Origin of the sequence: Streptomyces sp. SID5910, assembly GCF_009862125.1 — a bacterium.
Classification (GTDB): domain Bacteria; phylum Actinomycetota; class Actinomycetes; order Streptomycetales; family Streptomycetaceae; genus Streptomyces.
Genome location: NZ_WWHX01000174.1, coordinates 1 through 12,095, shown reverse-complemented (window position 1 = coordinate 12,095; position 12,095 = coordinate 1). Strand labels below are relative to the sequence as shown.

General features: G+C 72.3%; 12 protein-coding genes. 6 read left to right on the top strand and 6 right to left on the bottom strand.

The window, feature by feature from the left end; translation table 11 throughout:
- Positions 1-433 precede the first annotated feature (433 nt).
- Positions 434-730 (bottom strand): hypothetical protein, encoded by a 297-nt coding sequence (locus tag GTW67_RS06350; RefSeq protein WP_161163810.1) that lies wholly within the window; start codon positions 728-730, stop codon positions 434-436.
- On the bottom strand, positions 727-924 hold the full coding sequence (locus GTW67_RS06345) for a toxin-antitoxin system HicB family antitoxin (RefSeq protein ID WP_237518698.1): 198 nt from the start codon (positions 922-924) through the stop codon (positions 727-729). The genes GTW67_RS06350 and GTW67_RS06345 overlap by 4 nt, the downstream gene beginning before the upstream one ends.
- 319 nt (positions 925-1,243) lie before the next feature.
- On the opposite strand from GTW67_RS06345, the gene GTW67_RS06340 reads away from it, so the two are divergent.
- Positions 1,244-2,542, top strand: coding sequence for a YeeE/YedE thiosulfate transporter family protein (locus tag GTW67_RS06340; RefSeq protein ID WP_161163809.1), 1,299 nt, complete (start codon positions 1,244-1,246; stop codon positions 2,540-2,542).
- Between the two features lie 114 nt (positions 2,543-2,656).
- On the opposite strand, the gene GTW67_RS06335 is transcribed toward GTW67_RS06340, so the two are convergent.
- On the bottom strand, positions 2,657-3,346 hold the full coding sequence (locus tag GTW67_RS06335; protein ID WP_161163808.1) for a haloacid dehalogenase type II: 690 nt from the start codon (positions 3,344-3,346) through the stop codon (positions 2,657-2,659).
- Between the two features lie 175 nt (positions 3,347-3,521).
- Between GTW67_RS06335 and GTW67_RS06330 the strand changes: the two genes are divergently transcribed.
- Together GTW67_RS06330 and GTW67_RS06325 are read left to right on the top strand one after the other, a co-directional pair.
- The gene (locus tag GTW67_RS06330) at positions 3,522-5,441 is read left to right on the top strand and encodes a hypothetical protein (protein ID WP_161163807.1); all 1,920 of its coding nucleotides are present in this window, start codon (positions 3,522-3,524) and stop codon (positions 5,439-5,441) included.
- Between the two features lie 536 nt (positions 5,442-5,977).
- Positions 5,978-7,009, top strand: coding sequence for an MFS transporter (locus GTW67_RS06325; protein WP_161163806.1), 1,032 nt, complete (start codon positions 5,978-5,980; stop codon positions 7,007-7,009).
- Positions 7,010-7,043: 34 nt separating this feature from the next.
- Here GTW67_RS06325 and GTW67_RS06320 read toward each other — a convergent pair whose 3' ends face one another.
- Positions 7,044-7,937 carry an NADP-dependent oxidoreductase gene (locus GTW67_RS06320; RefSeq protein ID WP_161163805.1) on the bottom strand — a complete coding sequence of 298 codons (894 nt, stop codon included), beginning with the start codon at positions 7,935-7,937 and terminating at the stop codon, positions 7,044-7,046.
- Positions 7,938-8,006: 69 nt separating this feature from the next.
- Here GTW67_RS06320 and GTW67_RS06315 point away from each other — a divergent pair, with 69 nt between their 5' ends.
- Positions 8,007-8,597 (top strand): TetR/AcrR family transcriptional regulator, encoded by a 591-nt coding sequence (locus tag GTW67_RS06315; RefSeq protein ID WP_161163804.1) that lies wholly within the window; start codon positions 8,007-8,009, stop codon positions 8,595-8,597.
- A gap of 37 nt (positions 8,598-8,634) precedes the next feature.
- Here the strand turns inward: GTW67_RS06315 and GTW67_RS06310 are convergent, their stop codons facing one another.
- Complete coding sequence (locus tag GTW67_RS06310) at positions 8,635-9,918, bottom strand: M48 family metallopeptidase (protein WP_346010573.1); 1,284 nt, start codon at positions 9,916-9,918, stop codon at positions 8,635-8,637.
- Positions 9,919-10,062: 144 nt separating this feature from the next.
- Positions 10,063-10,926, bottom strand: coding sequence for a LysR family transcriptional regulator (locus GTW67_RS06305; protein ID WP_346010572.1), 864 nt, complete (start codon positions 10,924-10,926; stop codon positions 10,063-10,065).
- Between the two features lie 81 nt (positions 10,927-11,007).
- Here GTW67_RS06305 and GTW67_RS06300 point away from each other — a divergent pair, with 81 nt between their 5' ends.
- Positions 11,008-11,502, top strand: a complete 495-nt coding sequence (locus tag GTW67_RS06300; protein ID WP_202436882.1) for a cupin domain-containing protein — start codon at positions 11,008-11,010, stop codon at positions 11,500-11,502.
- Positions 11,503-11,591: 89 nt separating this feature from the next.
- The coding region (locus GTW67_RS06295; protein ID WP_161163802.1) for an AAA family ATPase at positions 11,592-12,095 on the top strand (504 nt) is incomplete at its 3' end.

Genomic DNA, 12,095 nt, shown 5'->3' with positions numbered 1-12,095 from the left:
CGGCAGGCCGTCCGCCCGCAGCCCGCCGGGGAAATCCATGTTCGCCACCTGTCCGGCCGCCCTTTCCCTGTTGATTGGAACGTCAGTACCAACAAACACTTCATGCCGAATACTCCGGCTGCGTCCCGCCAACCCTCCGAAGCGGTGTGATCCACGCCTGGCGAACCGGCCGGCTCGGGTCTGGGGGCGGGGTGGCGGGGCACTCCGGTTACAGACCGGCCAGTGGCGCTTCCCCTTGAGGGCCGGCTCGGCCGAGGTTCCCTCGGTCCGGATCATGTGCCGAGGGAACCTCGGCCGAGAACGGGGCACCGCTCGCGCGGGAGCCCCTGTGCACGAGGCTGATCACCGACCTCACCGGCCGGCCCCCGCAGCCGCCGGATCTGCGCCCCCGTCCGTGACCCCTCGGGGCCGTTTCTCAAGGTCCTGCGCGGCTCTAAAGGTCCTGCACGGCGCGCAGGGCGGCGTCCACGCGGGCCATGGCCGCGGCGTCGACCGGGCCGAGGAGCTTCGCGCCGTCGAAGCGGTCCGTGCGGAGCTGGACGATGTTGACGGCGACGGCGGTGCACGGGAGAGGGGCGTCGATGACGACGGACATGGCGGTGTCGGGGTAGCGGCCGCTGTCGTGCAGCACGATGGCGAGCACCGCGCCGTAGGCCTCCTCCAGGCCGGTCAGGCTGATCAGCAGAACGTTGCGGCCGTCGGGCAGCGCCCAGATCTCACCACGGTTCACAGGGCGTCGCCCTCACCCGCGAGATCTTCGCCCAGACCGAGCGCGGCGAGCTGCTTCGCGGCGTCCAGCGTCGCCGCCCGGCGGGCGGCACGCACCACATAGGCGTTCACGCTGAGCCCGGCCTCGGACGCAGCCGCCCGGATCGACGGGGCGAGCTCGTCCGGGACGCGCAGGGTCATCGTGGTGACAGCCATGGTGCCAGGATAGCCACCACATCCCGGTTGCACAGGATGGTTGCGGTACGAGGGCGACGCGGTCGGCTGAGGCTTCGCGCCTGCCGCGGCTCGCCCGCCCATCCGCATGGCAAGACGGCATGGCATCCGGAGCACCCTCCTCCGTATATTCGTACGCATGCATGCATCGGCTCCGCTCCTGTGCCTCGCGCTCTTCGCGTGCTCGGCGTGGTGCGTCGACGACGGGCTCTGTCCCCGCTGAACCTCCGGACCGGCAGCGTGATCCCCGCCGGTCCGCCAGCGTCCGCCGCCCCGTGCACACCACCTCCGGAGATCTTCCGTGACCACCGCTCCCCCTGCCGGGTCGTCCCCGGCCGCGCCGCCGCGCGCGACCACCCCTCTTTTCGCTCCCTCCCCCACCTCCGCGGAACGCCCGAAGGCGCCGTCCCTGCCCCCGGTGCGGCGGACGCCACTTGTCGTGTCAGGGCTGCTCGCGGCTGCCCTCACCACGTACGTCTGGTCCGCGCACGGCGCCAAGCCGGGCGTGCTGCTCCTGCTCGGCCTCGGCCTGGGCGTCGCCCTCTTCCACTCCCGGTTCGGCTTCACCTCCGCCTGGCGGCAGCTGGTCGCCGTGGGCAACGGGACCGGGCTGCGGGCACACGCCCTGCTCCTCGGCACCACGGCTACCCTGTTCGCGCTGCTCATCGGCACGGAGACCGGGCTGTTCGGCTCCCAGCCCGCGCCGTCCGCCGGGCCGATCGGCGTCGGTCTGCTCGCCGGTTCGGTGCTCTTCGCGATCGGCATGCAGCTCGGCGGCGCCTGCGCCTCCGGCACCCTCTTCGCGGTCGGCTCGGGGCAGACGTCGATCGTGCTGACCCTCGGCGGCTTCGTCGCCGGCGCCACGCTGGCCGCCTGGCAGTTCGACCTGTGGAAGGACCTCCCGGCCTGGGAGCCCGTCGTGCTGTCCGAGCACATCGGCTGGTTCGGCTCCTGGGGCGTGACCATCGCCGCGCTGCTCCTCGTGGTGCTGGTCAGCCGGCGTGTCCAGGCCCGCCGCAACCCGCCGCCGCTGGGCGCCGTCCCCTCGGCGCGCCGGGCCGCCGTCCGAGCCGTCCGCGGTTCCTGGCCCCTGGCCGTCGGCGCTCTGGCGCTGGCCGTGCTCGGTGCGGGCGTCCTGCTGGTGTCCGGCGGCGCCTGGGGTGTCACCAGCGCGTTCAGCCTCTGGGGCTCGGAGCTGGTGGGCGCGCTCGGCGGTCACCCGGAGAACTGGACCTGGTGGCAGCAGCCCGGCAACGCCGAGACGCTGGCCGGTCCGGTGCTCGCCGACAAGACCAGCCTCAACGACATCGGCATCATGATCGGCGCGGCCGTCGCCGCCGCGCTCGGCGGCACCTGGGCGCTGCACCGGGGCATCCCGTGGCGCACGGCGGTCGCGTCGGTGCTCGGCGGCGTGCTGATGGGCATCGGCGCCCGGCTGGCCGGCGGCTGCAACATCGGCGCCTACCTGGCGGGCATCGCGTCGGGCAGCCTCAGCGGCTGGCTGTGGGGCGCCTTCGCGCTGGCCGGCACCTGGGTGGGCCTCAGGCTGCGCCCGCTGTTCGGCCTGGGCAACCCCAAGCCGGGCGACGGCATCTGCTGACGGGGGATGCTCGTGCGGCGCAGCGGTCAGGCTTGCGCCCCACGGGCCGCTAGGGGCGTGCCGGTTCCCTGGGCCGCCCGGCGGTCCGTGATGGTCTCCAGCCGGAACACGGGCTTAGGCAGGGAGGAGTTGGTCCGCCAGACCGGCCAGATCCTCGGCGTGCAGGTCGAACCGGTCCGCGGCGGTGGGCGGGTCGCCGACGGGGCGGGCGACGTAGGCGGTGCGCAGGCCGAGGCCCTGTGCGCCCCGCAGGTCCCAGGCGTGCGCGGCGACCATCAGGAGCCGCTCCGGCGGTCGCCCGGAGACGGTGACGGCCAGTTGGTAGACCGCCGGGTCCGGCTTGTAGGTCCGGGCGTCTTCGGCGGACAGGGCCTGGTGCCAGCGCAGGTCGGCGTGGGCGTTGAGTCCCAGCAGCGCTGGCCGGCTCGCGTTGGAGAGCCCGATCAGCGGGAACCGCTCGGCGAGCCGGGCGAGCCCTGCCACCGTGTCGGGCCACGGCGGGAGCCTGCGCCCTGCCAGGGCCAGCGCCGCCACGGCGGTCGGGTCGTCGACCCCGACGGCACCGGCGACGAGCCGGGCGGCTTCCCGGTCGAGAGCGTCGCTGGTCGCGTACGGCCGGGCGCCGTCGAGGACGCGACGTTGCTCGCGGTCGACGTGCTGCTGCCACAGCCGCAGCAGCTGCTCGACCCCGGAATCGCCGAGCGATGGGCCGAGCTCGCGGATACCGGCGCGGATTCCTGCGGGTTCGTCGACGAGCGTGCCGAGCACGTCGAACACGAGGGCATCGATCTCTGGCTCTGACATGAGAGAGGTCTCCTGGACGAAGCAAGGGCTCGAGAGTGGCTGTCAGCCGAACGTGGTGGAATGCCACGGGAATTCCCCGAACGCGAACCGGCCCGGGCCGGTTCGCGTTCGGCGTGACCTTCGACGCGGACCTGGAGGACTTGTCCCACCGTGAGTCGACCGGGATCATGACCGCGTGCAGCACCGAGAGGGACTCCACGAACTACTCACCCGCGCCGGACTCACGGTGGTCGAGGACGTTCGCCCGGGCAGTCTGTTCCCGCCGGAGGCCGGCTGGCGGATCGCACGGGGGATCGCGGCGCCGGACAGCGTGGCCCGGGATCCACTCGATGCTGCGTGGTGGCGTCGTCTTCGCGATGTCGACGGCGAGTTCCTGATGGCCGTCCTCGGGCATCGGATCGGCGGCAACGACGCCTGGTGGACCCGGGTTCGGTACGCCGGAAGCGGTGTGCCCGAGGTGAACGGCGACCTCGGGTTCGTGGCGCTCTCCCTCGACGGGCAGGTGCTGCTGGCGGAGGTGCCCGGCGCGGACGGGCCTCGGGTGACGGCCCTCGACCGGCTGTCGGAGCGGCTGGAGGAGGTCGCCGAGGCCGCCGGGCGCGAGACGGAGGCCGAGCGCGCCGAGACGTGGGCAGCGGTGCCGGGCCGGCCCGCGTGGCCTCTGCACTGGGCGGAGGGGATCGGGTCCAATCCGGCCGCGACGGACGAACTGCTGATCCGGCTGCTGGATGTGTACGAGGGCTTCCTGCACGGATGCGACCGGCCCGCCGTCCTCGACGCCGCCGTGGCGCACCCCGATCCGCGCGTGCGGTCGGGACTCGCCGACATCTTCCGGCCCAAGCTCACGCCCGATCAGTGGGTCCGTCTGATCCGCGCCGAGCCGTCACCGGATCGACGCGTGCTCTGGGCTGAGCGCGCCTGCGCCTGCGGCGCCGAACTCCCCGAGGACCTGTGCGACGACCTTCTCGCCGGCCCCTCCCGCCCGCGAGCCGCCGAACTCCCGGTGCTCGCCGCGCAGCACCTCCCAGGCCTCGCGGCCGACGCCGATCCCCGGGTGCGTAGGGCGACCTGCGCCCGGTGGGCGGACCTCGGCGCGCCCGTGCGGGAGCGACTGCTGGCCGACAGCGACTACGCGGTGCGAACAGCCGCGCTGCTCGCCCACCACACCGACGTACCCATGCCTCGCGAGGTCTTCGCCGCCCTCCCCGACCCGCAGCGGGCGCTCGAACGGTGCTGCCTCACGCCCGAGTTGGAGGGAGAGCTGCCCCGGGAGGGGGACGCGGAGATACGTCGGGCACTGGCCGGCAACCCGAATCTGAGCGCGCACGGCGTCGCCGTGTTGGCGCAGGATCCGCGGGACGACATCCGCTCGACGGTGGCGCTGCGCCCCGACCTCAGCGAGGAGCAACGTGCCGCGATCCGTTACGACTTCGACCCGTCGTCGCTGTCGCACGCCCTTCCCTGGGTCGAGGAACTGCACGGTGACGCCGATGCGATGCGCCGTCTCGCCGCGTCGTCCCACCCGCTGGTCCGTCGCAGTGTCGCCCGAGCCCGGCGCCTGCCGCCGGATGTCGTGACGCGCCTGGCGCGGGACGATGACCGGGTGGTCCGTCTGTTCCTCGCCGAATCGTGCGAGGACGCGCCGGCCGACCTGCTGCTGGAGGTCTGGCGCTGGTGGGACGGCAGCTTCAGCCACCCCGGCCGGCCCCGCAGCCACCCCAGCTTCCCCCGGACGGGCCTGCTGCGCTACATCCGCGACCCCAGCGGACGGATGCGCCGCCTGGCCCTGGACGATCCGGCGTCGACACCGGCCGACGTCGCACGTCTGGCACGGGATCCCGAAGCCGAGGTGCGCCGCCGGGCGGCTGAGGACCCCCGGCTGGCACCGGCCGACGCGGTACGGCTGCTGAACGACCCGGAGGCCTACGTCCGCGACACCGCGGTGCGCAATCCACGGCTGCCGGCCCGCGTCCTGGCCGGGCTGCTGCACGACCGCGACACGGCATGCGCGGCGGTCACCAACCCGGCGATCCCGGTCCCCGTCCTGAACCGCATTCTCACGTCGGCCGCGACAGCCGTGGCAGCCCGGCGCTGAACACCGACAGGTGCGGAGGCAGTGACGGCCCCTCAAGGCCGCCTGAATCGAAGGAAGCGACGTCGTTCTACGCGGCGGTGTCGGTCCCGGCCTCCCGCGGATCCCCCACCGGCCGGGTCAGCTCCTCATCCGCGGCCCCGCGCCGACCGGGTTCCGTCTCGTCCAGCTCCCAGTGATACCGGCACTCTTCACAGCGCACGTCCCCCGCCCCGGCCGACGCCGGCAAGACCTCCCCGTTCGGACAGTCCGTTCCGTCCCCACGGCCCGCACACGCCTGTTCCCCAACACCCATACGCACGACCGTGCGACGCCCTTGCACGCCCCGGGAGAGGGCCTGCGGGGGCGCACAGGCGCTCAACCCCCGCATATCGCCCCAGGACATGCCAACGACCTCACCCACACGGCAGATGAATTCGGTTGCGGGGCGACCGGTGTGCCGGTGAGGTGCCCCCATGGACGGTGCTACGGGGCACGCGCAACGGGCGAGGACCGACCGTGCGATCGGGCGGCAACCGGCTTCATGGCACAGGCCGGCGGTGCTCGGGGCCCTGATGCTGGCCGCCCTGACCTTCAACACGGTCACCGGCTACGGGGTGACGGTGGCCATCGCCTCTGTGCCGATCGCCCACGTCGTGCGGGCCGTGCCCCGACGCCATGTGCTCACGGGACTGCTGACCGCGCTCGCCCAGGCGCTGTTCTGGGCCGTGATGGGCCCGGTCGCGGTGGGCTTGTTCACGCCCGAGGTCCGCGGGCGTGTGGTCGGGGCGTTGTCCGTGGCTGGTTCACTCGCCCTCGTGCTCGGTGTGCCCGCCGGGACCTGGCTGGGCCGGCGGAGTACCTGGCAAGTGCCCATCGCCGTGCCGGCGGCTCTGGGGCTCGTTTCCCTGGTGACGATCGCCGTTCTGCTGCCCACTTCGCGTCCGGAGGAGGAGCCCGCCGCCTACGCGACCGGCCCGGACGCCCGGCGTTTCGGGACGGTGCTGACGGCCGGGGCCCTGTCCGCCACCGGGGCGTTCACCGGATACACCTACATCGTGAAGTTCCTGGTCGGCGTGAGCGGGTTCGCCCCGGCCACGGTCAGCGCCCTGTTCGTGGTGTTCGGTGTCGCGTGTCTGGCCGGGGTGAGCGTCACCGGGGTGTTACTGGACCGCTTTCCGCAGGCCGCGCTGATCACGGCCGTGGCCACGCAGGCGGCGGGCATGCTCGGCCTGTACGCGGCCGGCGCTCGTCCGGTGGCGGCGGTGGTGTTCCTGGTGCTGATGGGCAGTGCGCTCGGGCCGGTGTTCATGACCACTCAGAACGCGATGCTGCACTGCGCACCGGGCCGCACGGACATCGCCCTCGCGGCGAACTCCGGTGCCTACAACGCCGGCATCGCGGCGGGCGCCGCACTGGGCGGACTGGTCCTGCCGCTCGCCGGGGTGCGGAGCACCTTCCTCGCCGGCGGGCTGCTGACCGTGGGGTCCAATACGCCGATGAGGACGCCCGTCTCGTATCCACCGGTTCGGCAAACGGTGGGGGAAGTGCCGCGGCTCAGCCATGGGCAGCGCCACGGCACCCCGCCGTAAAGGCAACTCACTCAAGGGCGCCGCATGGCCGGCTTCAGACGACCAGAACCCGGCGCCCGCGTGTGTGACCGGCCTGGCTGTCGATGTGCGCTGCCGAGGCCTCGACCAGCGCGTACGACTTCTCGACCGGGATGTGGAGCTTCCCCCGCGAGATGAGGTCGACGGCCTCGGCGAGCGCCACCGGCACGCTGCCGGCCACGCCGGAGAATCGGACACCGAACTTCGGTGCGTCCAGGTCGGCGATGGAGATCACCTTCTGGGCATCCCCGGTCAGCTCGACGAGTTCGCGGATGACGCCCGAGCCGGCCAGGTCGAGTGCCGCGTCGACACGGCCGAGCCCCCGCACCCGCTCGACCCAGCCCTCGCCGTACGTCGTGGCGACGGCACCCAGGCTCCGCAGGTAGTCCTGGTTGGCGGCCCCGGCCGTGCCGATCACCGTGATGCCTCGATCACGCGCGATCTGGAGCACCGCCGACCCCACTCCCCCGGCCGCACCGCTGACCAGCAGCGTCTGCCCGGGCCGCACGCCCACCTCGCGGATGACGCGCAGCGCGGTCTCCACCACGGAGGGATAGCCGGCCGCCTCTTCGAAGGTCAGCCCGTCGGGCATACGGGCCCAGGCCGACAGCACGGCGAACTCGGCATACGTGCTCGCCCCTTCGCCGAACACCCGGTCACCGACCTCGACTCCCTCGACGTCCTCACCGACCTCGTCCACCACCCCGGAGGCGTCCAGTCCGACTCCGGAGGGCAACTCGATCGGATGGGCCCCCAGCACCTGGCCTTCGCGGATCCGCCAGTCGACGGGGTTCACGCCCGCCGCCCGTACGGCGATGCGTATCTGGCCGGGGCCCGGGCGGGGCTCCTCGGCTTCTATGAGTTGCAGGACTTCGGGACCGCCGAACTCGGCGAAGCTCACCTTCTTCATGCAGCGAACGTAACACTAACGGTTAGCGTTTTGAAACCGGTACGGATTCGCACCTGATAGCGTGAGGGCATGACCGTGCCGACCGGACGCCGTGAGCGCAAGAAGGCCCTGACCCGGCAGAAGATCGCTGACGCCGCCCTGCGGCTCTTCCTGGAGCGCGGCTACGACGCGGTGGGCATCCGTGACGTGGCTGCCGAGGCCGACGTGGCCGTCACCACGCTCTTCTCCCACTTCGCCTCGAAAGAGGCCCTGGTGTTCGAGCAGGACGCGAACTTCGAGCAGCGTCTCACGCGGGCGGTCACCGACCGGGCGCCGAACGAGCCGCTCGTCCCCGCCCTGCGCCGCGAGATCCAGGCCCTGGTGCGCCACTGCACGGCGGCCGGCGCCGCCCCGATCTGGCACATGATCGACACGTCGCCCGCCCTGCGGAAGTACGAGGAGTCGATGCGGCTGCGCCACGCGGAGTCGCTGGCGAGGGCCATCGCAGCCGATCCCGGTCTGTCACGGAGCACAACGGCCTGCCGGGCGATCGCGAGGTTTATGATCGATGCCTTTTCGCTGGCCCGTGAGACAGCCGATCCGGAGGCCGCGGTCGACGAGATCTTCCGGATGATCGAGGCGGCCTGGGAGGTCACCGCCCCCGGAACTGCCGGACGGTAGTCAGGGGCTCGACCCCGCCCGGCATGCCGTTTCAGTGTCAGAGGCCGCCGCGCAGCAGGCGTCGGGCCACCTCGGTGCGGGCGGCGGCGAGTTCGGTGGCGATCAGCTCGGTCCGGTGGGCCTGCGGCACCACCGCGGCTGTCTCGGGCCGGCCGGCGAGCAGGCAGGCGCGCCGCAGGTGGGTCGGCGGATGGGTGGTGTCGACCTGGTGTCCGCGCCGGGCTCCGGCGCGCCGCTGCCGTTCGTACTCGTGCTCCGGGATGGTCGCCGTGTACGTAGTGAGCGTGCCCCACAACTCGTCGGCCCGGTCCGTCGCCTTCCGGGTGGACCGGGGTCCGCCGAGGGCGGCACGGTTGGCCTCGGTGCGCAGCCGGAGGTCGAGCGAGTCGGTGATGAGCAAGCGGTCCATGAGGCCGACCGCCGCCTGCGTGGAGGCGGTGCGGGCGGCCAGCCGGTCGGCGAGGTACTCGGCCCGCGTCCCGGCGCGTGACGTCAGGCGGACGAGCAGCACCAGCAGCCCTCCGATCAGCAGACGGGGCAGCACGTAGAGGGCGTTGACGATGATCTCGAGCCCGGTCGGGTGCGGCAGTGGCTGGAGGATGTGGTGCCACACGGACAGGGTCCGTATCGCGGTGCCCACCACCAGGCCGTTGCGGGTGTCGCCGTTGGCGTAGTGGGCCAGTTCGTGGCCGAGCAGCGCGATCCGCTCCTCGGGGGTGAGAACTTCCCACAGCGGCATGCCCAGCATCAGGAGCCGTCGGCCGCGCAGACCGTACGTCGTGACGGCGGCGTTGATGCTCCCGTCCACGGCGATCGCGTCCACGCTCCGGGTGCCGACGGCCTCGGCCACCTCGTCGGCCAGGGTGAACAGTTCCGGCGCGTCGCCCCGCAGCAACACGGTCAGGTCGTCGGGCAGACGGCCGACCCTCGGGGCGAGCATCCAGGCCAGCGCCAGAAGGACCAGCCCGGCCACGATGCCGACGCCGCCCCAGCCCGCCACCAGGCACCAGACTCCACCGGCGGCGAACGCGAGAGTGATCCCGTGGACGGTCAGAGCGAGCGCGGTCGCCGCCACCGCCGAGGCGTCACGTCGCGGGCGTGCGTCGTGCCCGCTCAGCATCTCGGCGAGCAGCTGCTCGCCGTGCCGTCGGGCCAGGGCGCGCTCGGCCCGTTCCAGACGTCCCGGGTGCGGCTGCGGCTCCCCGGGGTCCACGTTCCAGTCGCAGGCAGCGCACCAGACGGTGAACCGGCTGTCGCCGCGGATCTCGGTGCCGCATTCCGGGCATGGCTGTACGGCCTCTTGGGCGATGGCGGACGTCACGGTTCTCTTCCCCTCCTGCGCGGCCCTCCCCGAGCCGCTACCTGCTGATACGGGCCGATCCGATCACACGACGCCGCCACGGTGAAGACACTGGCGCCGCTCGGGCCGAACCGTGATCCTGCCGCAACCGCCCGAGGAGCGGCATCATTGCCGGCGCTCAGTGGCGTACGCGGCTGCCGCGATCTCGACGAAGGATCGGATCAAGGGGTTGGCGTCGCCTTCGTTCCACACCGCCACCACTCGGCTCGGTGCCATGTCGGTCAGCGGTACGACGGCCAACCCCGCGGGCAGGTCGTGTCCGAGCGGGGCCAAGCCGACCGTGCCGTTCCACAGCACGACCTGGAGGCATTCCTGGACGGCGCGCACCACGGGTCCCTCGCGCGGTCTGCCGCCGTTCCAGTACGACTGCCAGTCGGGGTCGGTGCCCTGCGGGAACTGGAACCAGCGGCGGTCGCTCAGCTCGGCCAGCCGAAGTCGGTCGCGGCCGGCCAGCGGATCGTCGGCGCGCAGGACCACGCCGACGGGATCGCTGCGCAGCGTACGCACCGTCAGAGCGGTCTCGTCGAAGGGTGCCCGGGTGAGGGCGACGTCGACCAGTCCGGCGCGCAGTCCGCAGGTCGGGTCGGTGAGGTCCGTGTCGCGGACGCGGATGTCGAGGCCGGGGTGGTTTCGGCGGTGGGCGGCGGCCAGCCTGGACACTCCCGGGTCGGTGCCGTCGCCCAGGATGCCGACGGTGAGGGTCGCGGCGCCGGCCGCCGCGCTGACGCGTACCCGGACGCGGTCGGCGTGGTCGAGCAGGGCCCGCGCCTCGTCGAGCAGCACCGCGCCCACCGGTGTGAGCGTGACGCCGGTGGGCGAGCGGGTGAAGAGCAGGGCGCCGATGTCGGCCTCCAACTGCTTGATCACCCGGCTCAGCGGCGGCTGGCTCATGTGCAGTCGGGTGGCGGCCCGGCCGAAGTGAAGTTCCTCGGCGACCGCCACGAAGTAGCGCAAGGTCCGTAGCTCCACGCTGCAACGATACCCAGGAGGTATCGACGTCGCGGAACGAGTCTTGGACGCGGGCGGGGTCGCGGCGGTGCACTCGTGAGCATGACCGAAGAAGCGAAGCCGAGCGAGCCGCAGGCCGACCCCGCCGTATCGGTGGTGGGTCCCGGCGACGGCGAGACGATCATTCTGGGGACCACACGCATGCGCGTTCTGGAGGACGGCAGCCACACCGGGCACCGCCTCGCGATCGCCGAGTCCGTCCTCGCCCCGCACACCCAGGGACCGCCGCAGCATCGCCATGCCCGACACGACGAGGGCTTCTACGTCCTCTCCGGCACGGTACGGTTCACCGTCGGAGACAAGGACCACGACGCCACCGCGGGCACGCTGGTGATGGTCCCGCCGGGCACCCCGCACACCTTCGCCAACCTGACCGACCGACCCGCCGTCATGCTCAGCACGTTCACCCCGGACCTGTACGTCCAGTACTTCCGAGACCTCCGTGATGAGTTGGCCGACGGCCGCCCGCTGACGCGGCAGACCAACATCGCTGCGATGAGCCGCTACGCGACCGAGCCCGCCACCGACCTCGCCTGACTGCGATGCCGGTCAGCGTCCTTTTGCAGGGCGGCTGGCCACGGGGCTGTGATCGAGCACAGACCGCGTCCCACCGCTAGCGTGGGTCCGTGATCGTATGGCTCAACGGAACCCACGGTGCAGGCAAGACGACGACCAGTGCGCTCGTACAGCAACTGGTCCCTGATTCACGAGTGTTCGACGCCGAGAAGGTCGGCGAGACGCTCATGGACATCGCTCCAGGGCTGCCCCAGACGGACAACTTCCAGCACTGGCCGCCATGGCGGCCGCTGGTGGTCGAGACCGCCCGTCACGTGCTCGACTTCACCGGCGGCACTCTCGTGATCCCCATGACCGTCCTGGTCGAGCAGTACTGGCGCGAGATCAGCTCCGGTCTCGCACAACACGGGATTCCGGTACGGCACTTCGTCCTCCACGCCGACCAGGACACCCTGCGCGGGCGCATCGCGGGCGACACCGTTGTGGGCCCCGACTCGCCCTTCCGTCTCGCCCACCTGGAGCCCTACGCCGAGGCGGCCCGCACATGGCTGCACGCGCAGGCCGAGGTCGTCGACACCACGCGCCTCACCCCCGACCGAGTCGCCCGGCAGATC

Excerpts from the sequence above, each read along its gene's own strand:
- GTW67_RS06345 (WP_237518698.1), bottom strand. The coding sequence starts at position 924 with ATGGCTGTCACCACGATGACCCTGCGCGTCCCGGACGAGCTCGCCCCG.
- GTW67_RS06335 (WP_161163808.1), bottom strand. The coding sequence starts at position 3,346 with ATGTCAGAGCCAGAGATCGATGCCCTCGTGTTCGACGTGCTCGGCACG.
- GTW67_RS06320 (WP_161163805.1), bottom strand. The coding sequence starts at position 7,937 with ATGAAGAAGGTGAGCTTCGCCGAGTTCGGCGGTCCCGAAGTCCTGCAA.
- GTW67_RS06315 (WP_161163804.1), top strand. The coding sequence starts at position 8,007 with ATGACCGTGCCGACCGGACGCCGTGAGCGCAAGAAGGCCCTGACCCGG.
- GTW67_RS06300 (WP_202436882.1), top strand. The coding sequence starts at position 11,008 with ATGACCGAAGAAGCGAAGCCGAGCGAGCCGCAGGCCGACCCCGCCGTA.